The sequence below is a fragment of the uncultured Tateyamaria sp. genome (genome assembly GCF_947494755.1).
In the GTDB taxonomy this organism is placed as follows: Bacteria; Pseudomonadota; Alphaproteobacteria; order Rhodobacterales; family Rhodobacteraceae; genus Tateyamaria.
This window is the reverse complement of record NZ_CANLVZ010000001.1, coordinates 40,631-64,366: the sequence shown is the minus strand read 5'-3', so window position 1 is coordinate 64,366 and position 23,736 is coordinate 40,631. Positions and strand designations below refer to the sequence as shown.

The window sequence follows — 23,736 nt, the reverse complement described above, 5'->3', positions numbered from 1 at the left end:
CAGGGTGGGCATGTCGTGCCCGCCCTACCCCTTCTGCCGATCAGTCAATAATCAAGACCTCCGACAAAGGACTGGCCTTTTATGCTGACCTTCACAATCCGCCGGTTGATCCTGTCGATCCCGACGCTTTTGTTCATCAGCCTCGTCATTTTTCTGCTGCTGCAGCTCGCCCCCGGCGATCCGATGGCACAGGTCCCGCTGACCGTGCCCCCCGAAGTCAAAGAAAAGATGCGCGAGGCGCTTGGCCTCGGCCAGCCGATCCACATCCAGTACATCAAATGGATCGTGCAATTCTTCTGGATCGAACCGCAGGTGCTGGTCGATCACTGGTTCGGCACCTCCTTTGCCGAAGGCAAGCAGCGCGTCATCTCGTGGCAGACCCGCAGCCCCGTCATGGACATCGTCGTGCAGCGCATCCCCCAGACCCTCTGGGTCGTCGGCCTGTCCTACGTGGTGGGCATTTTGATCGCGCTGCCCATCGGCATCTATTCGGCCTACAAGCAATATTCGGTGTTTGACCAGACCGGCACGTTCATCACCATGATCGGCTTTTCGATCCCCCCCTTTTTCACCGGCCCGCTGCTGATCGTGCTGTTTTCAGTGCAGCTTGGCTGGCTGCCCTCGATCTATGACACCACGCACGTTGTCACCGATTGGGAAAGCTTCAAGGTCCAGTTCATGCAGATGGTCATGCCGGTGATGGTGCTGGCCCTGCAAACCACGGCACAACTGAGCCGCTACATGCGCTCCTCCATGCTCGACAATCTGGGCCAGGATTATGTGCGCACCGCCCGTGCCAAGGGGCTGAAAGAGGGCGTGGTGGTCATGGTGCATGTGCTGCGCAACTCGATGATCCCGGTGATCACTGTCATCGCGCTTGGGGTGCCTGCGATCTTTGGCGGCGCGATCATCACCGAGAACGTGTTCAAGGTGAACGGGATCGGGCAATTGCTACTGACGGCCCTGTTCGCCAATGACATCCCCATGGTGATGACGCTGACCTTTATTTTCGCGATCCTGATCGTGCTCTTCAACCTCATCGCTGATGTGCTTTACGGCGTGCTCGACCCGAGGATCCGCTATGACTGATCAACCTATCGCCGCAGGTCCCGACCTTGAAATCGACGCGCTGGCCGCCCTGCAGGACAAGGAACCGCCGAAAGAGCCGCGCAGCCAGTGGAAGGATGTTTGGGACCAGTTCAAGCATCACAAGGGCGCGCTGTTTGGCGGTGGGTTCCTGATCTTCATCACGCTGGCGGTGCTGCTCGGCCCCTACATCTGGACGCTGGATCCGCAAAAGCTCGACATCCGCAACAAGGATATGCGCCCGATCTACACCGCCCTCTGGGACAGCACCGCCAAGGTGGGCTGGGGCAATCCGCTCGGCACCGACAATCTGGGCCGCGACATCCTCGCCAACCTGATCGCGGGCGGGCGCGCCTCGATGGCCGTGGGCTGGGCGGCGATGGTGCTGGCGCTGGTCATCGGCACGCTGGTCGGCGTCGTCTCAGGCTATTTCAAAAAGGCGGATTTCTGGCTGATGCGCTTCACCGATCTGGTGCTGTCCCTGCCGATCCTGCCTCTGCTGCTGGTCGCGGTGACGCTGTTTCGCGAACCGTTGCGGGCCAATTTCGGACCCGAAGGAGGCATGTTCATCCTCATCGTCGGGGTGATTGGCCTGACCAGCTGGATGCAGACCGCACGGATCGTGCGGGGCGATATTCTGGCGCTGAAAGAGCGTGAATTCATCCTCGCGGCTCGCTCCATCGGAACCACCTCGGGTGCGATCATAAGGCGACACCTGCTGCCCAATGTGGTCTCGCCCATCATGGTCTCCGCCACGCTTGGACTGGCGACAGCGATCATCACCGAAAGCGCGCTCTCCTTCCTCGGCGTGGGCTTTCCGTCCGACTTCCCCACATGGGGCAAGTTGCTGGCCGACTCCGTGCAACGGATGGAGCAGTACCCCGAACGGGTGATCCTGCCGGGTATCCTGATCTCGCTCACGGTGCTCGGGGTGAACTACCTCGGGGATGGCCTGCGCGACGCGCTCGATCCGCGGATCAGAGGTCGGTAATACCTTACTTTTCTACCACAGGATGATGGCACAAAATAAGCTCATTGAAACAGGAGCTTATTTTATGAACCGCAGATTTTTCATCGCCAGTCTGGCCGCGGCCGCGACCTTTGGTACTCAGGCGCTGGCACAAAGCAACGCCAACGGCATCCTTGATGCGCTGTACACCATTCATAGCAGCAGCATGCAAAAGGGGTATGACGCCTGGAAAAAGGCAATCAACGGCGACGGCGATGAGGTAAGCGCAGCCATCAACGTGCTGAGCGATATCATCTCTTATGCCAACAACGTCGCCGAGTTCGCACCGACGGCCACGAACGCGAACACGCTGATCGGAGCCGCTGCGAATTTGTCAGCGGCATCCATCATTGTGAGCCACATCAAATCAAAGGTTGGCGGGAAATCGAGAGTCGTGGACAGACTGATCATCGCGGCCGAAAAGGCGATCATTGATGCGGAAAAAGCGGTGCAGGAGCGCCTTAAACTCATGGGAATCGTAAAGAAAAAGCAGAAAGAACTGGAAAAAGAGCTGGAGCCTTCGCCAATCATCCAGCACCTGCAAGAAGACGGGCTGCTATAGATCGGCCAAGGGTCGGCGGGTGGGCGCATTTCGGCAAAGCCGGAACAGACCAGCCCGTCGGCGCTACTTCTCGACCGAGCGGCGCAAGCGGCGCACCAGCCACCAGACTCCCAAGACCACAGGCACAGTGACCAGCGCCGTCAGCAGGTTCTTGGACAGCCCCGTTGGCCCCTCGAGCGGATAGAGCAGATAGCCCGCCAGCGAGACCGCGTAATAACTGATGGCCACGACCGACAGCCCCTCAACCGTGCGCTGCAAGCGAAGCTGCAAGTCCGATCGCTTGTCCATGCTCTCAAGCAAGGCCTGGTTCTGCGCGGAACGCTCTACATCCACCCGTGTGCGCAACAGATTGGCGGCACGCACGCCGCGCGCACTCATGGCCTCCAACCGATCCTGTGCCGAGCGTACGGTGCGCATCGCCGGCTGATAACGACGCACCATGAACTCCCGAAAGGTCTGACGACCCTCAAAACGGTCCTCGCGCAGGGCAGCGATCCGCTCGTTCACAATCGCCTCATAGGCCCATGTGGCCCCAAAGCGGAACGAGGATTGCGCTGATACCGTCTCAAGCTCTGCCGAGATCGCCAGCAGTGCCTGCAAAGTCTGCTCGGCCCGTGATCCTTCGACAGACATGCTTTCCACCAACTCGGTCACGCGGGTGTCGAGCGCGCCGAGTTGCGCGCCCAGACTGCGCACACGGGCAAAGCCCAGCATCGACATCGACTTGTAGGTTTCAATCTCGCACAGGCGCTGCACGATGCGGCCCACGCGGCGCTGGCCCGTCCCTTCGGAGGTGAACACGGCAAAGCGCATGTGCCCGTTCTGATCGATGCGGAAATCGCCCGCCATCACGGCCGCATCCTCAAGCACCGCACTCACGGCAAGGCTCTCGGGTACAAACCACTCGCGCAGGCGCGCGCGCAGCGCCTCCGCCTCCATCCGGGGTTCCACCCGCACAAGGATCGACGTCACACGCTGGCCCGGCGCGTCTGCCAACCACTCCTCGGGGAATGGATCAAAGGCACGCGGATCAAAGGCGCGCTCCTCCACCCCATCGGAAAAGATGGTGTAGGTCACGAATTCGGTGTGCTGTTCCCATTTCAGCCAATAGCGCCCGATCTGCCCGTAATAGTGGGTCGCGCCTGGCTGGGGATGCGCAACGCCGTGGCGATCGAGCAGCTTGTGGAGGTGATCCAGGTCCGCCGCGCGATCCCGGCTGGCCGCCATTTCAGGCTGTTTGAAGGCCACATAGGCCGCCGCACAGGGCGCGCGCATTGACGGAAACGGGCGGGCATGCAGCTCGTTGGCCAATTGATAGCGCAAGGGATGATCTTCGACGGGTGCCATGTCTGCTCCAAGCCTGTTTGGCTCAGACCTAACCCGAACCCGGCACAAATCCAACTCTTTTTGCGTCTACTTTCAACATGTTAACGGGGTACAATTGTATACCGCGTTCGGAAAGCCATCGCAGATGTAGTACGTCAGGAGGCCTCGTGGGTCCGCGCCGCCTGCTGGACAAGTCGGTGCGCGCGCTCTTTGATCTTGGGAAATTCCCATTCGGGATGCGACTGTGCCAGGCCGCTGAGGGCGCGCATCACCAACTTGGGATGCCCCTTTGACAGCCCCGCGCGCAGGCTTTGCCGCGCGCCCATTTCGCAGCGTTCTCCCGCGCGGACCATCGCGCGAAACGAGGTCGCCGTCAGTGTGCCGTCAAAGGCCGCCTCCAGCACATCATTCATGCGCCCCGTCTTGCTGAGAATCGGTCCCGAGTGATGCAGGCTCCACGGGAGCCGCAACTCCACCAGATTAGCGGGATCAAGCCGCGCGACATGCGCCGCGTCGGGGCCAAAATGCGGGTCATACAGCACATAGACAACTGATGCGGCCCGCGCCCCATCCACCGCATCAAGGTAGGGTCCAAACCACTTTCCCCGTGCGAACCCAGCGTCATAGCGCGTTTCAAACGGCACCACGCTTGGGTCAAGATGGGTTTGCGGCACCATCGCAACCACCCGGGCACCCGGCGCGGCTTTCGCAAAAGTCAGCGCGCCATAGCCCCCCATCGAACTGCCGTAGAATATGACCTCATCGAAGCTTTCAAAGAAGCCATCATCGCGCAGCCCGTCAAAGAACGCCCAGACATCCGCATGCCGAAACCAATCATCCGGGCTCGCCATCATCAGACCCAGATGTGAGGCCCCCATACGGTCCACGAAATTCGCCCCCCAAGGGAAGTGCGGACGCGGGGCGGCGCGGCTCATCACGTTGTCAAACGACACCACCAGCCGCTTGGTCGAGCGGGGGAAATACATCGCAACATGGCGCGCCATCGGGTGCACAAAACCGTCCGGCTCTGTCGCCTTGGCTGCGATGCGATGTCGGTGCTTGATCCTCATAAGAGTTTTGTTTGGCATCTGGCGCGCATGGCGCAAGACGTGCAGCGGGCCATGTGCGGTTTTCTCGGTATATGTTGCGTTGCAGACTCAGAAAATGGCGACCCGAAGGCCGCCACGTCTGTGACGTCACTGCGCCTGTGCGACGCGAGCACGAGAAGCGCGTCAGTCGATCAGCGGCAGCAGCGTATCGATGGATGCCTTCGCATCGCCGTAGAACATCCGCGTGTTGTCCTTGAAGAACAGCGGGTTCTCGATGCCGGAATACCCCGTCCCCTGCCCGCGCTTGGACACGAAGACCTGCTTGGCCTTCCAGCATTCCAGCACCGGCATCCCAGCGATGGGCGAATTCGGATCGTCCTGCGCGGCGGGGTTCACGATGTCGTTGGAGCCGATGACGATGGCGACATCCGTATCCGGGAAGTCATCGTTGATCTCGTCCATTTCCAGCACGATGTCATAGGGCACCTTCGCCTCGGCCAGCAGCACGTTCATGTGCCCTGGCAGACGCCCCGCAACCGGGTGGATCGCAAAGCGCACGGTCTTGCCCTTGGCGCGCAGCTTGCGCGTGAGTTCGGCGACGCCCTGCTGCGCCTGCGCCACGGCCATGCCATAGCCGGGGATGATCACCACGCTGTCGGCCTCGTTCAGGGCCGTGGCCACGCCGTCCGCGTCAATGGCGACCTGTTCGCCTTCGACCGCCATCTGCTCACCCGCGGGGCCGCCAAAGCCGCCCAGAATGACCGACACAAAGGACCGGTTCATCGCCTTGCACATGATGTAGGACAGGATCGCACCAGACGAGCCGACCAGCGCGCCGACCACGATCAACAGATCATTGCCGAGGCTGAAGCCGATAGCCGCCGCTGCCCACCCGGAATAGGAGTTCAGCATCGAGACAACCACAGGCATGTCCGCGCCGCCAATCCCCATGATCAGGTGATAGCCGATGAACAGCCCGAGAAGTGTCAGAAGCACCAGCGTGAACGTCCCGCCGGAGCCAAGGTAGATGAATGTCAAAAGCAGCGACAGGCCCGCCGCCGCAGCGTTCAGATAGTGCCCGCCCGGCAGCTTCTTGGCGCTCGTGTCGACCTGGAAGGGCAACAACGAAGAGCCGCCCGCCAGCTTGGCATAGGCAATGACAGAGCCGGTAAAGGTCACCGCCCCGATCCAGATGCCCAGCACCAGTTCAACGCGCAAGATGCCGATCTCGACCCCCGATTTCTTGGCGATCAGCTGACCGAAGGCGGACAGACCTTCATAGTCCTCTTTCGGCAGTCCGATCACGGTCAGCCCGTCCTCGGCCACGCTGCCCAGAACCATCCCTTCGGCCTGATAGATCCCGTCGATATAGTTGATCATCAGATCCGCGTTGAACCCGACAAAGACCGCTGCGAGACCCACGAGCGAGTGCATGATGGCGACAAGTTCGGGCATCTGCGTCATTTCAACCTTGGTGGCGAGTTGATAGCCCACGGCTGCACCACCCCCGATCAGGACCAGCGAGGCAAGCCAGAGGCCCGAGCCGGGGCCGATCAGCGTGGCAAGGACCGCGATGGCCATGCCGACGATGCCGTACCAGACCGCCCGCTTGGCGCTTTCCTGACCGGAAAGCCCCCCGAGCGACAGGATGAACAAGATGGCCGCAACCACATAAGCTGCAATGGTAAATGCGTTTTCCATGAGTGCGCCCCCCTCAGGATTTCTGGAACATGGCGAGCATGCGCCGGGTGACGAGGAAACCGCCAAAGATGTTGACGGACGCCATGAAGATACCGAGCCCTCCAAGCAGCGTGATCAGCGCACTGGTCGATCCGATCTGGATCAGCGCACCAAGGATGATGATGCTCGAGATCGCGTTGGTAACGGCCATCAGTGGCGTGTGAAGGCTATGCGCCACATTCCAGATCACCTGGAAGCCGATGAAGACGGACAGCACGAACACGATGAAGTGCTGCATGAAGCTGGCGGGCATGCCGGGGATCATCCCGATGCCGAGGACGACAGCCGCGCCCACGGCAAGCAGAATGACCTGGTTCTTGGTCTGGGTCTGGAAGGCAGCCGTTTCAGCGGCGCGTTTCTCCTCGGGCGTCAGTTCCTTGGCCGCTTCCTTCTTGGGCTTGGCGGCGATAGCGGCCACCTTGGGGGGTGGCGGCGGGAAGGTGACTTCCTCGGCATGGGCGATCGTGGCCCCCCGGATCATATCATCTTCCATGTTGTGATTGATAACACCGTCTTTTTCGGGCGTCAGGTCCGTCATCAAATGGCGGATGTTGGTGGCATAAAGGCTGGACGCCTGCGTCGCCATCCGGCTCGGGAAGTCGGTGTAACCGATGATGGTGACGCCGTTGTCGGTCACGATCTTTTCATCCGCCACGGTCAGCTTGCAGTTGCCGCCCTTTTCCGCCGCCAGGTCCACGATGACCGATCCGGGCTTCATTGCCGCAACCATATCCTCGGTCCACAGCTCGGGCGCTTCGCGGTTGGGGATCAGGGCGGTGGTGATGACGATATCGACCTCGGGGGCCAACTCACGGAACTTGGCAAGCTGCGCTTCGCGGAACTCAGGGGACGAGACGGAGGCGTATCCGCCCGTCGCCGCCCCATCTGTCTGCTCTTCCTCAAAGTCGAGGTAGACGAATTCCGCCCCCATCGACTCGACCTGTTCGGCCACTTCCGGGCGCACGTCGAAGGCGTATGTGATCGCACCAAGCGAGGTGGACGTGCCGATGGCGGCGAGGCCCGCAACCCCGGCCCCGACAACCAGCACCTTGGCCGGGGGCACCTTGCCCGCCGCCGTAATCTGTCCGGTAAAGAAGCGACCAAAGTTGTTGCCCGCTTCGATCACCGCGCGGTAGCCCGCGATATTGGCCATGGACGACAGGGCATCCATTTTCTGGGCACGGCTGATGCGGGGGATCATCTCCATCGCCACCACGGTCGCGCCCTTCTTGGCCGCCGACTGCATCTTGGCCTCGTCGGCCACCGGGCTGAAGAAGGAAATCAGCGTCTGGCCTTCGCGCAACCGCTTCATTTCGGTCGCATCAGGCGCGCGCACCTTGGCGACCACGTCGGCGGCTTTCCAAAGGGCGGCGGCGGTCTTGACCACCTCAACGCCTGCAGCCTTGTAATCCGCGTCCAGAAATCCAGCCTCCTGGCCCGCGCCCGTCTCGACCACACAGGTGTGACCCAGCTTTTGCAACGCGATGGCGCTGTCGGGGGTCATGGCGACCCGGCGCTCTCCGGTATAGGTTTCTTTTGGTGTTCCGATCTTCATGGCGCGCGTTCCCCCATGTTAGTGCAAATATGTCATGGCCAAGCCATCAGGCGATATGGTGCAGCAGATAGGGGTGTCCACTATCGATACCTGCCCCGAGATACAAGCGCGGCCCCAACGTCAGCCACGAAAGAAACGAAAAGATTTAGACCCACCTGCGTACTTTCTGTTCGTATGCCGCAAAGTCGGCACCAAAGACACGGCGCATCCTGTTTTCTTCCGAGACGATGAAATGCCGCTCGATCCACCAGATAAAAATCGGGACAAGGACCAGCGATGGCACCGCATCAAAGCGCAGGATCAGGCCGGTCAGGATCAACGCATCGCCCAGATAGATCGGATTGCGGCTGCGCCCGAATACGCCGGTGGTGATCAGGTCGGTCGGGGTCTGATGCGGGATGATGGTGGTGCGGGCGCGGGCAAAGGTGAGGGCCGCCAAGGCGATCAAGACGACGCCGCCCCCGATCAGCAAGCCGGAGAAGAGGTCAATCACGGGGTGCGCAATGCTGATGCCCATAGGTGCATATTCCGCCTGCGCCCAGGCCAATGCAATCGCCAGCATCAGCCAGACCGGAGGTATGTCGATCATTTTGAACATCCGCCCGCCTCTTTTCCGCACCCTATCCAATCAAGGTTGATCCAATCGCCGCGGACACGCAAGCTGGATGCAACCGATTGTGAAAGGATCACGGGATGGACGACATGTTGAGCGGCAAACACGCTTTGGTCACGGGCGGCGGAACCGGGATTGGGCTCGCCATCGCCCGCGCCTTCGCGGACCAAGGGGCGCAGGTTACGATCACCGGGCGGCGCCAATCGGTGCTGGACGAGGTGGCAGGCGACGGTCTGTTCGGCGCAGCCATGGACGTGCGCGATGAGACGTCGGTCTGCGACGTGATCGCCGCAGCTGTTGAGGCGCGCGGCCCCATCCAGATTTGCGTGCCAAATGCGGGCATCGCCGAGGGACGCAGCCTGCACAAAACCGACATGGCATTTTGGCGTGACATGATGGCGACGAACCTTGACGGGGCGTTCCTGACCATCCGCGAAAGCCTGACCTCGATGCGCCAGACCGATTGGGGGCGCGTCATTGCGGTGTCGTCCATTGCGGGCCTGCGGGGCTTGCCTGGCGCGCCGACCTATGCGGCCTCCAAACACGGGCTGATCGGGCTGATCCGCAGCCTGAGCGAGGATTATATGGGCACGCCCTATACCTTCAATGCGCTTTGCCCGGGCTATGTGGACACGCCCATCGTGGATCGGAATCAAGAGGCCATCGCCGCGCGCACCGGTATGAGTGCCGAAGCGGCGCGCGATGTCATGGTCAAGGCCAACCGGCACAAGCGCCTGCTTGAGGTCGAGGAAGTCGCAGCTGCCGCGCTGTGGCTGGTCGGCCCCGGATCTCAAAGCATCAACGGACAAAGCATCCAGATTTCGGGCGGACAAACGGTCTGAAGGGGGGCGGACGACACCTCCGCCTTACGAGGCCACCGGGGTCATGTAAGGCGCACGTGTCGTGCGCCTCATAGGGGCATAACCTGCGCTGACAGTATCGAATGGCGCAACGGTGCCTCGTGCCAATGCGCGGTGGATCGATGAATAGGGCCACTGTTCCGGCCTGTTCACGAGACCCGCCTGCACGGGGGCCGTGAAGATCAGGTGCCGGTGCGCCGCCAGATCATCCGCGTCCCGGATCCAATGTTCCCAGAACCGCCGCTGCCACAGCCCCTTTTCGCCGGGACGCAAGCGTTGCGCGCTCACATCCTCTGGCGCGGGTACGGCCCGCGAAAACAGGCTTTTGATCATGCGCCAGCGGCGTGAAAAATCGGCGTCGCCCTCTGGCAAGGTCCACACACAGTGGATCACATCCGGCAACACCACGATCTCGTCGATCTCAAACGGTTGGGCACTGCGCGCTTTGCGCATCACGCGGCGCAGTACGTCGATATTGCGGACGAACAGGTCATCGCCGCGGCGGGCCGCGCGCACCGTGAAGAAATAGGGATGATCAGGCAGGGTTGAGCGGATGTATCGTGGCATACCGCCACGCTAGACCCATCGCAGTTAATGCAGGCTTAACGCCGGTCAGGCGGTGCGCAGCGCGGGGCGCGCACGGCCCCCGTCAGCCCAGTCACGACAGGCCGCGCCAAAGGCTTCGAACAATGGGCGCGACACCGGATCGGCCTGGGCATTCCACTCGGGATGCCATTGCACCGACAGGCTGAAGCCCGGCGCGCCTTCGATATAGATGGCCTCAGGTGTGCCATCGGGCGCATGGCCGTCCACGATCACACGTGGTCCCGCCGTCTTGATCCCCTGCCCGTGCAGCGTGTTGGTCGGCACGGATTGCGCGCCCATCAACTGATGGAACACACCGCCTTCGGTGAAGGTCACGTCGTGGCGCAGCGCGAATTTTTCCTCGAGCGTGCCATCGGGGGGCATGCGGTGGTTGGAGCGGCCTGGCAGGTCGCGGATCTCGGGGTAGAGCGAGCCGCCCATGGCCACGTTCACTTCCTGAAAGCCGCGACAAATCCCAAGCAAGGGCTGACCACGCTCCACAAGGGCGCGGATCAGCGGCAAGGTCACCCGGTCGCGCTTGCGATCAAAGGCCCCATGGGCGTCCGTGGCCTCTTCGCCATATTCATCGGGGTGCACATTGGCGCGCCCGCCGGTGAATACGAAGCCTGCGCAATGGGCCAGCAGATCCTCAATGCGCACCTTGTCCGGCTCTGCAGGCACCAGCAAGGGCAGCCCTTCGGCCACATCCGCCACAGCGGAGATGTTGATCAACCCGGCGGCCTGCACCTCGTACTCATCATTGATGACGTGGTGGTTGGAAATGATACCGATGATGGGACGGGCCATGGAATCCTCGACAAACTGCAAGCGGTCAGGCCGTTATAGAGCGCAGGTCGCAAAACGCATAGAGCCTCCCGCGCGCAGATGACTGTGCGCAGACCCGCAGAGCGATATGTGCCTAAATCTCAGCCGAAAGAGAGGCCGCCTCGATCCCGGCGACGGCGGCTGCGGCATCATTGTCAGAGGTATCGCCCGTGACACCGACCGCGCCGATCACGGCCCCCTTCTTGTCGCGCATCAACACCCCACCGGGCACAGGCACGACCTGACCGCCGAACAACCCGTTCACCGCATCCATGAAATAGGCCTGCTGTTCGGCCCGCGCCATCTGCGCGGTGCCCGACATGCCCAGCATCACCGCGCCATATGCCTTGCCGTGCGCAATCGCAAAGCGCCCCGGCGCGGCCCCGTCTTCACGCTCGAACGCCTGAACATGGCCGCCTGCATCCAGCACCACAACCGACAGCGGTTTGAGGTTCATCTCGCGGCCCTTTTCAAGCGCCTTGCGAATGATCGTACGCGCCTTGCGCAGTGAAATTGTCATATCGTCTCTCCTTGTGCAGGGCTGTCTGCCCCGTCTTTCGTCCTGAAGTGTTGGGATACCTGAGGGGCTTGCCCGTCAAACCTGCGCTCAGCCCGCTTTGTATTCCAGCCGGCGGGCGTGCAAGACAGGCTCGGTATAGCCCGAAGGCTGCACACGCCCTTTCAGGACCAGATCGCAAGCAGCCTGAAAGGCGACCCCGTCATAGCCCGGAGCCATCGCAGTATAGGTCGGATCGCCTTCGTTCTGGCGATCCACCACAGCGGCCATTTTCTTGAGCGCGGCCATCACCTGATCCTCGCTCACCACACCGTGGTGCAGCCAGTTGGCCATGCCTTGCGCCGAGATGCGGCAGGTCGCACGGTCTTCCATCAGGCCCACATCATTGATGTCGGGCACTTTGGAACAGCCCACCCCCTGATCGATCCAGCGCACCACATAGCCAAGGATGCCTTGGGCGTTGTTCTCCATCTCGCGTGCGATTTCGTCGTCCGAGAAATTGCGGCCCAGGGCGACCGGGATGGTCAGCAGGTCCGCCAGCGTGCCACGGGCACCGCCTTCCTTGATCTCGTCCTGGCGGGCCATAACGTCGACCTTGTGATAGTGGGTGGCATGCAAGGTGGCTGCCGTTGGCGAGGGCACCCAGGCGCAGGTCGCGCCCGCTTGAGGGTGACCCACCTTGGCCTCCAGCATCTCTTCCATACGGTCAGGCATGGCCCACATGCCCTTGCCGATCTGCGCCCGCCCCTTCAGACCGCAGGCGAGGCCAATGTCCACATTACGATCCTCATAGGCCGAAATCCAGGCCGCCCCCTTCATCTCGCCCTTGGGGATCATCGGGCCTGCTTCCATCGAGGTGTGGATTTCGTCGCCGGTGCGATCAAGGAAGCCTGTGTTGATAAAGGCCACCCGCGATTTGGCCGCGCGGATACATTCCTTGAGGTTGGCGGATGTGCGCCGCTCTTCGTCCATGATGCCCAGTTTGACCGTGTTGGCGGGCAGGCCCAGCACTTTTTCCACGCGGGTGAAAATCTCGTCCGCAAAGGCGACTTCTTCGGGCCCATGCATCTTGGGCTTCACCACATAGACCGACCCGGTCACCGAGTTGCGCGGCCCTTCGGTTTTGGCCAGATCGTGCATCGCAATCAGGGTCGTGATCATGGCATCCATCAACCCCTCCCCGACCTCATTGCCATCGCGGTCATGGATCGCAGGATTGGTCATCAGGTGGCCGACATTGCGGATCAGCATCAGGCTGCGGCATTTGATGGGCAGGTCGCTGCCATCGGGGGCGGTGTAGGTGAAATCGCCGTACATGCGCCGCGTGACGGACGCGCCACCCTTCTCGAAGGTCTCCGACAGATCGCCCTTCATCAGGCCCAACCAGTTGGAATAGGCAAGCACTTTGTCCTCGGCATCCACGGCCGCCACGCTGTCTTCGCAGTCCATGATTGTGGACAAAGCGGCCTCAAGGTTGACTGTCGCGATACCTGCTGCATCCACGGCCCCGATCTCGTGGTTTGGGTTGACGAGGAATTCAATGCCAAGGCCGTTGTTCCTGAACAGAAAATGCGTCCACTCATCGCCGCCCGCATGGCCCGCATATTGATCACGATCAGCCAGCGTGACCGTCTGCCCACCGGCCTTGAGGACCAGCGCGTGGCCATCGACGCCCAGATGATCAACATCCGCCCATTTGGCCCCGTTGAGTGGGACAGCCCCGTCGAGGAAACTCTTGGCCCACGCAACAACGCGCGCACCGCGCTCCTGGTCATAGCCCTTGCCGCTTGGCAGATCACCCAGTGCATCCGTCCCGTAAAGCGCGTCGTAAAGGCTGCCCCAACGCGCATTCGCCGCGTTCAGCGCAAAGCGCGCATTGGTGATCGGCACAACAAGCTGCGCACCGGGTGTGTGGGCAATTTCGGGGTCGACGTTCTGAGTTTCGATCTCGAAATCAGGGCCTTCAGGGACCAGATATCCGATCTCGCGCAGAAAAGCCTCGTAGGCGGCAGCATCATGGGGGCCGCTGCGATGAGCCACGTGCCAGTCGTCAATCTTGGCCTGCATCTTTTCGCGCGTGTCCAGCAAAGCGCGGTTCTTGGGGCCGAGATCGTGAACGATGGCCGAAAACCCCGCCCAGAAATCCGCCGACCCGACACCCGTGCCTGGCAATGCGTGACCCTCAACGAACTGTGCCAAATCGTCGGCAACATTCAGATCGGCGCGTTCTACATATGTCGTCATGATCGGGTCTCCTGAGGTCGGATTCTGGCGTTGCCCGAGACTTAGAGAAAAAGTTTCCTATCGTAAACAACATTGGTCATATAATTTTACCAAAGAGTGCGAAGGTTCTTCGGATCGGTCTCTTTTTAGGTCTTGGAGGCACGGCGGCATCGCTCGGAACAATATTTGACCTCGGCCCAGACCTTTTCCCACTTCTTGCGCCACGTGAACGGGCGGTTACATACGGGGCACATCTTTTGTGGCAACTCTGATGTCTTGCGCATCCTCCCCAAATCTCCAGCCTCTCTTGGGTGTCGCACCAACCCTGCACGCCCCATCCGGACGATACCATGCAAAAACCCGATACCGCCAAATCAAGGCAACATCGGGTCAGTCAACTCAAGGCGACAACAATATCGCCAATCATTCTATCTATAGCGCCTAAGGTGTGCGGTCTCACTTACTCGTATCAGTCGATGATGGTGGGCGCGGTCACACCTTCACTGCTTGTCGCTTCATCCTGCCCACCTCAATTGCCGAACGTCGAAATGCCGATCAGCACAAACGCAACCGCAACAACGGCGACGCCAATGCCCAGCAACGATGGGCGATGGCTCACTGCTTGCTTCTCAATCTCTGTGTCGGACGCTGACATGGTGTATCCTTCCGTTAAACGCGGCAGCGGGTGACCTTGAAGCCCCCGCATCATGAGCTTAACTTCGCGCCATCCCGTTTGGTTCCATGAAAAGGCAATACTTGATGCGCGATGCGGCCCCTCAGACGATTTACCTCGCCGATTACACCCCGTTCGGCTTCACCGTCGAAGAGGTACATCTGACCTTTGATCTGGCCCCCTCGGCGACCCGGGTCACCTCGCGCATCCGCTTTGCGCCCAATCCGGATGCGACGGACAGCACGTTTTTCCTACATGGCGAGAACCTCTCGCTGATCTCTGCCAGAATCGACGGAGAATCCGTGACCCCGACCCTCACGGCAGAGGGGCTGACCTGCGATGTTCCCAACATGCCGTTCCTGTGGGAGGCTGAGGTCCAGATCGACCCGGCCGCCAATACGGCCCTTGAGGGGCTCTACCAATCCAACGGGATGTACTGCACCCAATGCGAAGCCGAGGGGTTTCGCAAGATCACCTTTTATCCCGACCGCCCCGATGTCATGTCCACCTTTACGGTGCGCATCAACGGCCCCCACGCAACATTGCTGTCCAATGGCAACCCGGTCGCCGCGGGGGATGGCTGGGCCGAATGGCACGACCCCTGGCCCAAACCCGCCTATCTGTTCGCACTTGTCGCCGGAGAACTCGTCGCGCACCGCGATACGTTCACCACGTCCGAGGGGCGGCATGTGGACCTCGCCCTCTATGTGCGCCCCGGAGATGAGGGCAAATGCGCCTTCGGTATGGAGGCACTGAAGGCGTCGATGACATGGGACGAAGAAGTTTATGGGCGCGCCTATGATCTGGATGTGTTCAACATCGTGGCCGTGGACGACTTCAACATGGGCGCGATGGAAAACAAAGGGCTCAATATCTTCAACGCTTCCGCCGTGCTTGCCAGCCCCGAAACCTCGACGGACATGAATTTCGAGCGGATCGAGGCGATCATCGCCCATGAATACTTCCACAACTGGACCGGCAACCGGATCACCTGCCGCGACTGGTTCCAGCTGTGCCTCAAGGAAGGGCTGACCGTGTTCCGCGACAGCCAGTTCACTGCCGATATGCGCTCAGAGCCAGTCAAGCGGATTTCGGACGTGATCGACCTGCGGGGTCGCCAATTCCCAGAGGATCAGGGGCCCCTCGCGCACCCAGTCCGACCCGAAAGCTTTCAGGAAATCAACAACTTCTACACCGCCACTGTCTATGAAAAAGGGGCCGAGGTCATCCGCATGCTCAAAACGCTTGTGGGGGATGATGCCTATGCCAAGGCGCTTGATCTCTACTTCGACCGCCACGACGGTCAGGCCTGCACCATTGAGGACTGGCTGGCCGTATTCACTGACGCCACGGGGCGCGACCTCACGCAATTCAAACGGTGGTATTCACAAGCCGGCACACCACGCGTCGCCGTCTCCGAAAGCTACGAGGACAACACCTACACCCTCACCTTCGCGCAATCGACACCTCCCTCAGCAACCACTGCCGATCCGCAACCTCAGGTGATCCCGCTGGCCGTCGGCCTGCTGGCCCCCGACGGGTCCGAAGCGATGGGCACGCAGATCCTTGAACTGACCGAGGCCAGCCAGACGTTTTCATTTCCCGGGCAGGCAGCCAAACCGGTCCCCTCGATCCTGCGCGGCTTCTCGGCCCCCATCGTGCTGGATCACGGTGCCGATCACGCCTTTCTGCTGGCCCATGACACGGACCCGTTCACACGGTGGGAGGCCGCGCGCAACCTCGCCCGCACCTCGCTGATGAACACGCTGACCAAAGGGACAGTGCCCGACAGCGCCTGGCTCGACGGTATTGCCAAGGTGCTGAGCGATGACAGTCTCGATCCGGCTTACCGGGCGTTGATGCTGGGCCTGCCGGGGCAATCCGAACTTGCCGCCGATCTGCACCGCGACGGGCACATCCCTGACCCCGACACCATCTGGACGGCGGTCACCAACCTCAAACAAGCACTATCGGATCAGATGCGCGACGACCTCGCCGATCTTTACACAGCACAGCAGGTCACCGCCCCCTACCGCCCCGACGCCGCGCAAGCGGGCAAGCGCACATTGGGCAACGCCATGCTGTCGCTGATCACCCGTCAAGACGGTGGGGACACCGCACAAACACAATATGACGCAGCCGATAACATGACCCAGCAACTTGCCGCGCTGGCCAACCTGATCCGTGCGGGCCGGGGCGACGCAGCACTGGCCACATTCGAGGCGCAGTGGAAAGATGACCGGCTGGTGATGGACAAATGGTTCGGCCTGCAGGTGATGGAGGCCAAACCCGACGATGCGGCTGACACCGCCAAGGCGCTGACCGGGCACGCCGATTTCAACTGGAAAAACCCCAACCGTTTCCGCGCCACACTCGGCGCACTGGCAGGACACCACGCAGGTTTCCACGCCAAGGACGGGTCGGGCTACACACTTCTGGCCGACTGGCTGATCCAGCTTGACCCGGTCAATCCGCAAACCACCGCGCGGATGTGTGCGGCGTTCCAGACATGGCGACGCTACGACGCAATCCGCCAGTCGATGATCGGCAAGGAACTCGACCGGATCGCCAGCACCCCCAACCTCAGCCGCGACACCACCGAAATGATCACCCGGATCCGCGAAGCATGAGGCCTTCCCCTTCTTTTGACCCGAAATACCGCGGGGGTGAGCGCGCATGCGCGAGGGGGCTGGCCCCCTCGACCCGCCCGCCGCAGGCGAAACACCCATGATGCTCTACGCAGCAATCGTGCCGCCTCTCAAACGGCTCACCAAAACCGTGCCGCATCTTCTGGGCTGCCTCGACAGCCCCGAACCGCTCACGGCCCGGCTCACTCCCGACAGCTTCACCGCCGGTGAGCATTTCTGCGTCGCTCTGGGCTATGTCGCGCGTACGGTGCTGCCCTTGCGCGGTGACGCCGCCCCCGATCTGCCTTTTGACAGCGATCCTGGCCTGATCACGGCACTCGCTCATGACATGGGCTATCTGCTCGACACGATCATGGAGGCGGATCTTGCCGACAGCGACACCCGACACATCACACATACAGCCGGCGAGGCGACGCTGACGCAATCAGGCCGCGACTACGCCCTGCTTTATGCGTTGCCCAACGCCCATTTCCACCTCACCCTTGCCTACGCGACCCTGCGCATGGCCGGGGTGCAGATTGGCAAGGGCGACCTTGACGGCTTTCATGTCTACACCCCTGCCCTGACACTCAACTAAAGGCCCCTACCCATGACCCAACGCCCCGTCTGCCTCATCACCGGAGCCTCCGCCGGGATCGGGGCTGCCTGTGCCCGACTGGCCGCACCAGACTATGATCTGGTGCTGAACTATCGCAGTGACACCGATGGGGCCAAGGCTGTCCAGGCCGACGCCGAGGCCGCAGGGGCCAAGGTCGTGCTTGCCCAAGGGGACGTCTCGAACCCTGACGATATCGCGGCCATCTTCAAAACGCTCGACGACACGTTCGGACGGCTCGACACGCTGATCAACAATGCAGGCATCGTGGCCCAATCGGCCAAGCTGACCGAAATGGACCACACCCGGCTCAGCCAGATGATGAATGTGAACGTCATCGGGGCCATGCTCATCGCCAAAGAGGGCGTACTGCGGATGCAGGACACGGGCGGTGCCATCATCAACGTCTCTTCCGCCGCCGCAAGGCTGGGATCGGCCAATCAATACATCGACTACGCCGCCTCCAAGGCTGCCATCGACACCTTCACCAAGGGGCTGTCGGACGAAGTCGCCGCCCAAGGGATCCGCGTCATGTCGGTGCGCCCCGGGCTGATCGACACGGAGATCCACGCCAAGGGGGGCGAGCCGGGCCGCGCACAGCGTCTTGCCCACATGGTGCCGATGAAACGCGAAGGCTCCGCCGAAGAGGTCGCGCGCGCCATCCTGTGGCTGGCCTCCGATCAGGCGAGCTATGTCACAGGCTCCACCCTTGATGTGACCGGCGGGCGCTAGGCGGCATGACGCCCTATCGATACGAGACCACAGGGCGCAATTGGCGCACGCTGACGACGGTGGTGGGGGTGTGGGGCGCGATCCTGCTGGCCATTGCGCTGTTTGACGCAGCCTTCTGGCTGATGGCGCTGATCGCGCTGACCACGGCTCCGGCCCTTTATGACCTGTTTTCGGGGCGACGGGCTGGCCTGTCGCTGGAAAGCGAGGGCTTGCGCTGGTTTGCCGGACGACAAACCGGCGACATCATCTGGGACAAGATCAGCCATATCCGGCTCGACACACGGCTCGACTTTTCGGTACGGGCGAGCGCGGTACTGACTTCCGGGCGCAAGGTCCGCATCCCGCTTGAGGCTACGCCCCCCTCAGACACATTCGAGGCGGCGTTGAAAGCGCGCGCCATCGACGTGCAACGCCACCATTTCTCTCTTCTGGGATGAGGCGCGCCGTCCTCTTTGCCGCCCTCCTTTGGGGCGCAGGGTGCGGCGTGCCCGAGCAGTTCAACACGACCGATCCGCTGACCTTTGCACCAGGTGCGTTTGAGACCGCCAACCATGCCGTGATCGGGGTGCCCGGCGCGTTCACCTCCATTCGGGTACTGGCCCCGCTTGAAACACTGGCAACCAAGACCCGGGCGGTGGCCTATTACCGCCTGCCCGGCTTTGACGGACGGCCCGCTGAAGAGTGGGTGGTGATCGACAAGGCCGCAACCCGCATCGCAAGGCTGACCCGCGAGCATGCGCTGACGCGGATTGACCTGGTCGGGCATTCGACAGGAGCTGTCATCGCGCTGGAGGCGGCCAAGCGCATCCGGCAGACCAGCCCCAATACGGATGTGTATGTGCATGCCATATCCTCGGCGTTGCCTGCGCCCCAGCCCATCCTTGCCGGGGTGCGCGGCGCAGGCGGCACAGTGGCCGCCGCCGCCCGCACGGGCAGCCTCAACCCGCGTAAGGTCTGGCTCGCCTATTATCGCAGGCTCGCCTATGGCCCGGACGCCGATGTCAGCCCCACAACGTCCCAGGCCGCTGACGCCTTGGTTGCGGCCAATGACGACCGGATCACCCTGCCAGAGGAAGGGCTGGGACGACGCCACACCCGCGCGCTCAGGCGGTGGACCAACCCCGATCCAGAGACGGCAGATGGGGCGACGCTGACCTATTATCACGGCGCGGTTGATCCCGTCTTTCCTCCGAGAGCCACGAAACGGTTCACCGACACCCTGCCGGGCGCGACCCTGGAACTGATCGAAGGGCACGGGCATCTGCTGCTGCTCACCTATCCCGAGATATGGGATACGATCAAAGATCAGATCGCAGATTAATACCCTAACTCATTGTTAAATTTATAAATTATCCGCCTCAGTCCGAAGCGACCAGCACCCGCGGGCGCGATTGGGGGCGCACCGCATTGATCGGGGCGCAATAGGTCTGGCGGCGCAACCACCCGGCCATATCGGCACGCTTCGCCTTGGACCGCATCGGGCCCCAATCCGCCGCAACCCCGCGCCCCCCGGGGCCATAGATCACACCATCACGCGGCACGGTGACGGCCATGATGCGCACTGCACAACTCAGGTTTGCGGCACCGTTTTTGAGGGCTTCGCCTGTGCCCACATTGCAGTCATATCCGCGCGCCGTAGCGGGCAGGATTTGCAACAGACCGTACCACTTGCCGCCGCCACCCACCGCGCGGGGTTTGTACGTGCTCTCATATTTGGCGAGGGCTGAAAGAAACCCGATCCAGAAAGCACGCCGATCCCGATCCGATGCCGTTTCATAGCGCGGGCACCAGGTTTCAATATCTGCCGGAACCAGGTCGACCAGCGGGCGACCGTGGGTCTTGAGGGCCGAATTGGCGGCGCGATTCCACAAGACATGACCAGGTTGATGGGCCCACCGGGTGCGGGGCACGTTGCCCTCACGGGCGGGCGGACGCAGCCCGTCAAACGGGGCATCCTGCGCCTGCACAGGCGGCGCAAACACAGCAAAACATGCGCAAAGCGCGGCGAGGATGGCAACATATCTCATGGGCGCGCAGTATGTTGGGCCGCACAGGCCCCTGTCCAGCACGCAGCGCGCACCTTTTCGCCCATTTGACGCCCCATCAGCGACAATCAGCACGCATGACGATTATTGTCAAAACCTGCGCGGGAATGTGCACATCTGGACCGCCGAAACTCCGTGAACTTGACGCCACCCCGCCCGAATTGTGACCCAATTTGCGCGCACTCAGGAGGAGTAAACAGTAGGATGGTTGATGATGGCATTTGCAGAGCGCATTTTGGGATCCTTGGTACACATACGTGATCGATTTTCGCTCACGCGTCTGGACATGGCTCATGATGGCGTTCTGCAACATGTCCGGCAGTCCCGTCGCAAAGCGCCCAAGGCACAGGTTGCGGCCGTTCTGGATGATGCCCTCTCGATCCCTTGCCCTGACCCGACAGCCGAAGAACGCACCCGTGACGCCCATCAGGCGCGCGGGCAGAAACTTGCGCGCTCCGAAGACTGGGCGCGGCTGACGGAAGAGATCGCCCAAGCCGACAGCGCGCGGCGCAAAACCCCCGGCGGCAAACCCGTGGCCGAGCTGATGGCCTATGGCGCGCGCGCCGACGTGGTCGGTGCTGCCGAACATGCGCTACTGTCCGGGCGGCCCACACCGGGCGCGCCTTTGTTGGCCGGGATCGAAGCACTTGAACAGGTCCTGGCTGAAGACTCCACCAATCCGATCCTGTCGGCCATCGTGGCACAGGCCCATATGGACATTGGTTGGGCGTGGCGCGGCACGGGCTGGGATATCGAGGTGCCGCTGCGTAACCGCGAGGCGTTTTCGGCCCATTTTGATCGGGCCGCCGACATCGTGAAGGACCACGCCGATTGCATTGCCGGATCGCCCCTGCTGGCGGCCACGGCCTGCGCGCTGTCATCAGGCCGCGGCGGGGCGGTGCGCCACCTCGTCACCCAATATGAAACCTGGATCGACCTTGATCCCAAGAACGCACAGGCGTTCCGGACCTTTGGCGCGCAATTGCTGCCGCGTTGGCACGGCGATTATGACCGGCTCGAGCTGGAAGCACGGCGCGTGGCTGGCCGGACCCATGATATCTGGGGTGCGGGTGGGTATACGTGGATGATGCTCGACGCGATCTCGGTCGATGCGGAGGCGTGCCTGCGCATCGACATCGCATTCTTTGTTGATGGGCTGCACGATATCCTGCGCCATGCGCCTGATCAGTACACGGTGAACCTGCTGGCCGCCTATTGCGCCAACACGATGGGTTCCATGCCCACCGGGCAGGATGAGACCGACTATGTGCGTGCCCAGATCGCCGAGGCGGCGATCTGGATCGTGCGCGATCACCTGACCGAATTGCATCCGATGTTGTGGGCCCACGCCGCACGCGGTTTTGACAACGCGCTGCGGGTGCGCTGCGCGGATACCTTTGCCGCGTCGGGGTATTCGGACGCCTTGCGCTATCTGGCGAACGTGTTTCGCCGCGAGCTCCGCGCGGGCAACCGCGTGATCTTCACCGACAAAGGGGCCGAGATGCGGCCAGGCTAGCCGATCCGAAAGCGCTGCCGATAGGTGCGCGCGCTCAACGCCGACACCGACTTGACCAGCTGCGAAAATGCGGAGACGTCCTGATATCCGACGGCCAGCAAATCTCGGCAACCGAGGCCGTGGTTCGTTCCAGCAGGCCCTTGGCCTTTTCCACCCGCAAGCCCTGCACATAACGGCGCGGGCCCTATCCGGTGGCCGCATCATCAGCCCGGCTGCTGCCCGTCGGCACATCGTGCAGAACCTCCTAGGCGATCCGCGCCCCGCCCGCCTCTGCCGCCATGCGGTTGGCCACGTCGAACAGGTCCGCCAGCCCCAGTACCGCTGACATCTGCGCGCCCTCATAGGCGATCAAGGCAAATTTTGGCGGATTTGGCACAGAACTTGTCACATACGCCAACCGTAAAGCAGCGCTATGGATACGAAATAGAGAGGACAAAGGAGACAACGCATGACCAAATCAGCCCTGATCCTCATCGACCTCCAGAACGATTACTTTCCCGACTTCCCCGAGCCCAAGATGGCGCTGCCCAACACGAACCCGGCCACTGACAATGCCGCTGCCCTGCTGGCCGATGCGCGCGCCAAGGGCGCGCCCCTGTTTCACATCCGTCACGTGATGGCCTCGGACGCGGCTCCGTTCTTTCACCCCGGCACCGAAGGGGCAGACACTCACCCGAAAGTCGCGCCGCTGGACGGCGAGCCGATCATCGGCAAGACCCGGCCCAGTGCCTTCTACGGCACCGACCTTGAGGCCCGGCTGCGCGATCAGGGGATCACGGATGTGACCCTGTGCGGCGCGATGAGCCAGATGTGCGTGAACGGCACGGCGCGCGCGGCCTCTGGCATGGGCTTCAATGTCACCGTGGTCGAAGACGCCTGCGCCGCCGCCAATGTGGCCTATAACGGGGTCGATGTGCTTGCCGAACAGGTACACGCCGCGATCATGGCACCACTGTCATCCAGCTTTGGCAGCGTGGTGGCCACGTCCGATGATCTGTAAGCGCCTCACCGCGCGCCCCTGCGCACCGCCCCTGATAGCAGTGCGCGGGAGTAGACCTTGTGCGCGCCCATCAGGCTCTGGAACACAGGGCCAAGCGTGGGCGCACCACCCCGTCCGGGCACCGGCACCACGACAGACCCGAACCGCAAGGCGTCGGGCGTGGCCTGCAGCCAGGACATCGTCCGCCCCGACCGCTCGGCTAGCAAGATCTGGTCGTCCCGGCGCGCCTCGACCCGCCAGACCGCGAATGTCTCGCCTCGCCCGCTCGCAAGTGCCGCCACCTCTGCATCCGAGCTGGGTGCGCGCGCCAGCAGGCGCAGCACCACCCGTTCGGCCCGGAACAGGGGTTGGGTGTAGAAGGCGGTGATGAAATCAGGCAACGACACCGGCGCGGCCACAGGCGTTTCAAAGCAATCGGTATAGTACCCGACACGCCTTGCGTAATCTGCGATCAGGCTGCCGTCGGGTGTCGTGATTTCGTCAATCTGCATCGCTATAGTCTGCCACAAATTGCAGGTCGCTAAAGGTGTGCAATCGTCGCGCCCTCTTGCAGCGCATCACGCCCTGATCTATCCCG

Annotated in this window: 25 protein-coding genes; 11 read left to right on the top strand and 14 right to left on the bottom strand. The window is 62.1% G+C overall.

Annotated elements, in window-relative coordinates; translation table 11 throughout:
• The first annotated feature begins 81 nt into the window (after positions 1-81).
• The 3 genes from Q0908_RS00315 to Q0908_RS00305 all read left to right on the top strand — a co-directional run bounded on the left by Q0908_RS00315 (position 82) and on the right by Q0908_RS00305 (position 2,657).
• Positions 82-1,089, top strand: a complete 1,008-nt coding sequence (locus Q0908_RS00315; RefSeq protein WP_299280328.1) for an ABC transporter permease — start codon at positions 82-84, stop codon at positions 1,087-1,089.
• On the top strand, positions 1,082-2,077 hold the full coding sequence (locus Q0908_RS00310) for an ABC transporter permease (RefSeq protein WP_299280326.1): 996 nt from the start codon (positions 1,082-1,084) through the stop codon (positions 2,075-2,077). Before Q0908_RS00315 ends, Q0908_RS00310 begins: the two co-directional genes overlap by 8 nt.
• A gap of 64 nt (positions 2,078-2,141) precedes the next feature.
• The gene (locus Q0908_RS00305) at positions 2,142-2,657 is read left to right on the top strand and encodes a hypothetical protein (RefSeq protein WP_299280324.1); all 516 of its coding nucleotides are present in this window, start codon (positions 2,142-2,144) and stop codon (positions 2,655-2,657) included.
• 63 nt (positions 2,658-2,720) lie between these two features.
• Here the strand turns inward: Q0908_RS00305 and Q0908_RS00300 are convergent, their stop codons facing one another.
• The 5 genes from Q0908_RS00300 to Q0908_RS00280 form a co-directional block, all read right to left on the bottom strand.
• On the bottom strand, positions 2,721-4,004 hold the full coding sequence (locus Q0908_RS00300) for a DUF3422 family protein (protein WP_299280322.1): 1,284 nt from the start codon (positions 4,002-4,004) through the stop codon (positions 2,721-2,723).
• Positions 4,005-4,138: 134 nt separating this feature from the next.
• Entirely contained in the window at positions 4,139-5,053 is a 915-nt protein-coding gene (locus Q0908_RS00295; RefSeq protein WP_299280320.1) for a hypothetical protein, read from the bottom strand.
• 162 nt (positions 5,054-5,215) lie between these two features.
• Positions 5,216-6,733 (bottom strand): NAD(P)(+) transhydrogenase (Re/Si-specific) subunit beta, encoded by a 1,518-nt coding sequence (locus Q0908_RS00290; RefSeq protein WP_299280318.1) that lies wholly within the window; start codon positions 6,731-6,733, stop codon positions 5,216-5,218.
• Positions 6,734-6,746: 13 nt separating this feature from the next.
• Complete coding sequence (locus Q0908_RS00285; RefSeq protein ID WP_299280316.1) at positions 6,747-8,327, bottom strand: Re/Si-specific NAD(P)(+) transhydrogenase subunit alpha; 1,581 nt, start codon at positions 8,325-8,327, stop codon at positions 6,747-6,749.
• A 145-nt stretch (positions 8,328-8,472) separates the two neighbouring features.
• Positions 8,473-8,925, bottom strand: coding sequence for an isoprenylcysteine carboxylmethyltransferase family protein (locus tag Q0908_RS00280; protein WP_299280314.1), 453 nt, complete (start codon positions 8,923-8,925; stop codon positions 8,473-8,475).
• Between the two features lie 95 nt (positions 8,926-9,020).
• Between Q0908_RS00280 and Q0908_RS00275 the strand changes: the two genes are divergently transcribed.
• Entirely contained in the window at positions 9,021-9,782 is a 762-nt protein-coding gene (locus tag Q0908_RS00275; protein ID WP_299280312.1) for an SDR family NAD(P)-dependent oxidoreductase, read from the top strand.
• Between the two features lie 24 nt (positions 9,783-9,806).
• Here Q0908_RS00275 and Q0908_RS00270 read toward each other — a convergent pair whose 3' ends face one another.
• The 6 genes from Q0908_RS00270 to Q0908_RS00245 all read right to left on the bottom strand — a co-directional run bounded on the left by Q0908_RS00270 (position 9,807) and on the right by Q0908_RS00245 (position 14,605).
• The gene (locus tag Q0908_RS00270) at positions 9,807-10,367 is read right to left on the bottom strand and encodes a transposase (RefSeq protein ID WP_299280310.1); all 561 of its coding nucleotides are present in this window, start codon (positions 10,365-10,367) and stop codon (positions 9,807-9,809) included.
• 45 nt (positions 10,368-10,412) lie between these two features.
• Positions 10,413-11,192 carry a gamma-glutamyl-gamma-aminobutyrate hydrolase family protein gene (locus tag Q0908_RS00265; protein WP_299280308.1) on the bottom strand — a complete coding sequence of 260 codons (780 nt, stop codon included), beginning with the start codon at positions 11,190-11,192 and terminating at the stop codon, positions 10,413-10,415.
• A 112-nt stretch (positions 11,193-11,304) separates the two neighbouring features.
• On the bottom strand, positions 11,305-11,730 hold the full coding sequence (locus Q0908_RS00260) for a heme-binding protein (RefSeq protein WP_299280306.1): 426 nt from the start codon (positions 11,728-11,730) through the stop codon (positions 11,305-11,307).
• Positions 11,731-11,817: 87 nt separating this feature from the next.
• On the bottom strand, positions 11,818-13,971 hold the full coding sequence (locus tag Q0908_RS00255) for a malate synthase G (RefSeq protein ID WP_299280304.1): 2,154 nt from the start codon (positions 13,969-13,971) through the stop codon (positions 11,818-11,820).
• A gap of 125 nt (positions 13,972-14,096) precedes the next feature.
• A complete protein-coding gene (locus Q0908_RS00250) occupies positions 14,097-14,234 on the bottom strand; it encodes a DUF2256 domain-containing protein (protein ID WP_299280302.1) in 138 nt (45 codons plus the stop codon).
• 245 nt (positions 14,235-14,479) lie between these two features.
• Positions 14,480-14,605, bottom strand: a complete 126-nt coding sequence (locus tag Q0908_RS00245) for a hypothetical protein (RefSeq protein WP_299280299.1) — start codon at positions 14,603-14,605, stop codon at positions 14,480-14,482.
• Between the two features lie 104 nt (positions 14,606-14,709).
• On the opposite strand from Q0908_RS00245, the gene pepN reads away from it, so the two are divergent.
• Genes pepN through Q0908_RS00220 form a run of 5 tightly spaced genes read left to right on the top strand, consistent with a single transcriptional unit; the run spans position 14,710 to position 19,919 of the window.
• Entirely contained in the window at positions 14,710-17,253 is a 2,544-nt protein-coding gene (pepN, locus tag Q0908_RS00240; protein ID WP_299280297.1) for an aminopeptidase N, read from the top strand.
• A 46-nt stretch (positions 17,254-17,299) separates the two neighbouring features.
• Positions 17,300-17,848 (top strand): DUF1993 family protein, encoded by a 549-nt coding sequence (locus Q0908_RS00235; RefSeq protein WP_299280295.1) that lies wholly within the window; start codon positions 17,300-17,302, stop codon positions 17,846-17,848.
• Between the two features lie 12 nt (positions 17,849-17,860).
• A complete protein-coding gene (locus Q0908_RS00230; protein ID WP_299280293.1) occupies positions 17,861-18,598 on the top strand; it encodes an SDR family oxidoreductase in 738 nt (245 codons plus the stop codon).
• Positions 18,599-18,603: 5 nt separating this feature from the next.
• The gene (locus Q0908_RS00225; protein WP_299280291.1) at positions 18,604-19,035 is read left to right on the top strand and encodes a hypothetical protein; all 432 of its coding nucleotides are present in this window, start codon (positions 18,604-18,606) and stop codon (positions 19,033-19,035) included.
• Positions 19,036-19,082: 47 nt separating this feature from the next.
• Positions 19,083-19,919, top strand: coding sequence for an alpha/beta hydrolase (locus tag Q0908_RS00220; RefSeq protein ID WP_299280288.1), 837 nt, complete (start codon positions 19,083-19,085; stop codon positions 19,917-19,919).
• 37 nt (positions 19,920-19,956) lie between these two features.
• Here Q0908_RS00220 and Q0908_RS00215 read toward each other — a convergent pair whose 3' ends face one another.
• Entirely contained in the window at positions 19,957-20,625 is a 669-nt protein-coding gene (locus tag Q0908_RS00215; RefSeq protein ID WP_299280285.1) for a transglycosylase SLT domain-containing protein, read from the bottom strand.
• Between the two features lie 229 nt (positions 20,626-20,854).
• Here Q0908_RS00215 and Q0908_RS00210 point away from each other — a divergent pair, with 229 nt between their 5' ends.
• The gene (locus Q0908_RS00210) at positions 20,855-22,159 is read left to right on the top strand and encodes a hypothetical protein (RefSeq protein WP_299280282.1); all 1,305 of its coding nucleotides are present in this window, start codon (positions 20,855-20,857) and stop codon (positions 22,157-22,159) included.
• Between the two features lie 244 nt (positions 22,160-22,403).
• On the opposite strand, the gene Q0908_RS00205 is transcribed toward Q0908_RS00210, so the two are convergent.
• Positions 22,404-22,547 (bottom strand): hypothetical protein, encoded by a 144-nt coding sequence (locus Q0908_RS00205; RefSeq protein WP_299280279.1) that lies wholly within the window; start codon positions 22,545-22,547, stop codon positions 22,404-22,406.
• A gap of 60 nt (positions 22,548-22,607) precedes the next feature.
• On the opposite strand from Q0908_RS00205, the gene Q0908_RS00200 reads away from it, so the two are divergent.
• Positions 22,608-23,159: a cysteine hydrolase family protein gene (locus tag Q0908_RS00200; RefSeq protein ID WP_299280276.1), complete on the top strand. Its 552-nt coding sequence runs from the start codon at positions 22,608-22,610 to the stop codon at positions 23,157-23,159.
• Between the two features lie 5 nt (positions 23,160-23,164).
• Here the strand turns inward: Q0908_RS00200 and Q0908_RS00195 are convergent, their stop codons facing one another.
• Positions 23,165-23,650 (bottom strand): hypothetical protein, encoded by a 486-nt coding sequence (locus Q0908_RS00195; RefSeq protein ID WP_299280273.1) that lies wholly within the window; start codon positions 23,648-23,650, stop codon positions 23,165-23,167.
• Positions 23,651-23,736: the final 86 nt, after the last annotated feature.

What these genes read in the sequence shown, in the direction of transcription:
- Q0908_RS00315 (WP_299280328.1), top strand. Translation starts at nt 82, where the DNA reads ATGCTGACCTTCACAATCCGCCGGTTGATCCTGTCGATCCCGACGCTT.
- Q0908_RS00310 (WP_299280326.1), top strand. Translation starts at nt 1,082, where the DNA reads ATGACTGATCAACCTATCGCCGCAGGTCCCGACCTTGAAATCGACGCG.
- Q0908_RS00305 (WP_299280324.1), top strand. Translation starts at nt 2,142, where the DNA reads ATGAACCGCAGATTTTTCATCGCCAGTCTGGCCGCGGCCGCGACCTTT.
- Q0908_RS00300 (WP_299280322.1), bottom strand. Translation starts at nt 4,004, where the DNA reads ATGGCACCCGTCGAAGATCATCCCTTGCGCTATCAATTGGCCAACGAG.
- Q0908_RS00295 (WP_299280320.1), bottom strand. Translation starts at nt 5,053, where the DNA reads ATGAGGATCAAGCACCGACATCGCATCGCAGCCAAGGCGACAGAGCCG.
- Q0908_RS00290 (WP_299280318.1), bottom strand. Translation starts at nt 6,733, where the DNA reads ATGGAAAACGCATTTACCATTGCAGCTTATGTGGTTGCGGCCATCTTG.
- Q0908_RS00285 (WP_299280316.1), bottom strand. Translation starts at nt 8,327, where the DNA reads ATGAAGATCGGAACACCAAAAGAAACCTATACCGGAGAGCGCCGGGTC.
- Q0908_RS00280 (WP_299280314.1), bottom strand. Translation starts at nt 8,925, where the DNA reads ATGTTCAAAATGATCGACATACCTCCGGTCTGGCTGATGCTGGCGATT.
- Q0908_RS00275 (WP_299280312.1), top strand. Translation starts at nt 9,021, where the DNA reads ATGGACGACATGTTGAGCGGCAAACACGCTTTGGTCACGGGCGGCGGA.
- Q0908_RS00270 (WP_299280310.1), bottom strand. Translation starts at nt 10,367, where the DNA reads ATGCCACGATACATCCGCTCAACCCTGCCTGATCATCCCTATTTCTTC.
- Q0908_RS00265 (WP_299280308.1), bottom strand. Translation starts at nt 11,192, where the DNA reads ATGGCCCGTCCCATCATCGGTATCATTTCCAACCACCACGTCATCAAT.
- Q0908_RS00260 (WP_299280306.1), bottom strand. Translation starts at nt 11,730, where the DNA reads ATGACAATTTCACTGCGCAAGGCGCGTACGATCATTCGCAAGGCGCTT.
- Q0908_RS00255 (WP_299280304.1), bottom strand. Translation starts at nt 13,971, where the DNA reads ATGACGACATATGTAGAACGCGCCGATCTGAATGTTGCCGACGATTTG.
- Q0908_RS00250 (WP_299280302.1), bottom strand. Translation starts at nt 14,234, where the DNA reads ATGCGCAAGACATCAGAGTTGCCACAAAAGATGTGCCCCGTATGTAAC.
- Q0908_RS00245 (WP_299280299.1), bottom strand. Translation starts at nt 14,605, where the DNA reads ATGTCAGCGTCCGACACAGAGATTGAGAAGCAAGCAGTGAGCCATCGC.
- pepN (WP_299280297.1), top strand. Translation starts at nt 14,710, where the DNA reads ATGCGCGATGCGGCCCCTCAGACGATTTACCTCGCCGATTACACCCCG.
- Q0908_RS00235 (WP_299280295.1), top strand. Translation starts at nt 17,300, where the DNA reads ATGCGCGAGGGGGCTGGCCCCCTCGACCCGCCCGCCGCAGGCGAAACA.
- Q0908_RS00230 (WP_299280293.1), top strand. Translation starts at nt 17,861, where the DNA reads ATGACCCAACGCCCCGTCTGCCTCATCACCGGAGCCTCCGCCGGGATC.
- Q0908_RS00225 (WP_299280291.1), top strand. Translation starts at nt 18,604, where the DNA reads ATGACGCCCTATCGATACGAGACCACAGGGCGCAATTGGCGCACGCTG.
- Q0908_RS00215 (WP_299280285.1), bottom strand. Translation starts at nt 20,625, where the DNA reads ATGAGATATGTTGCCATCCTCGCCGCGCTTTGCGCATGTTTTGCTGTG.
- Q0908_RS00210 (WP_299280282.1), top strand. Translation starts at nt 20,855, where the DNA reads ATGATGGCATTTGCAGAGCGCATTTTGGGATCCTTGGTACACATACGT.
- Q0908_RS00200 (WP_299280276.1), top strand. Translation starts at nt 22,608, where the DNA reads ATGACCAAATCAGCCCTGATCCTCATCGACCTCCAGAACGATTACTTT.
- Q0908_RS00195 (WP_299280273.1), bottom strand. Translation starts at nt 23,650, where the DNA reads ATGCAGATTGACGAAATCACGACACCCGACGGCAGCCTGATCGCAGAT.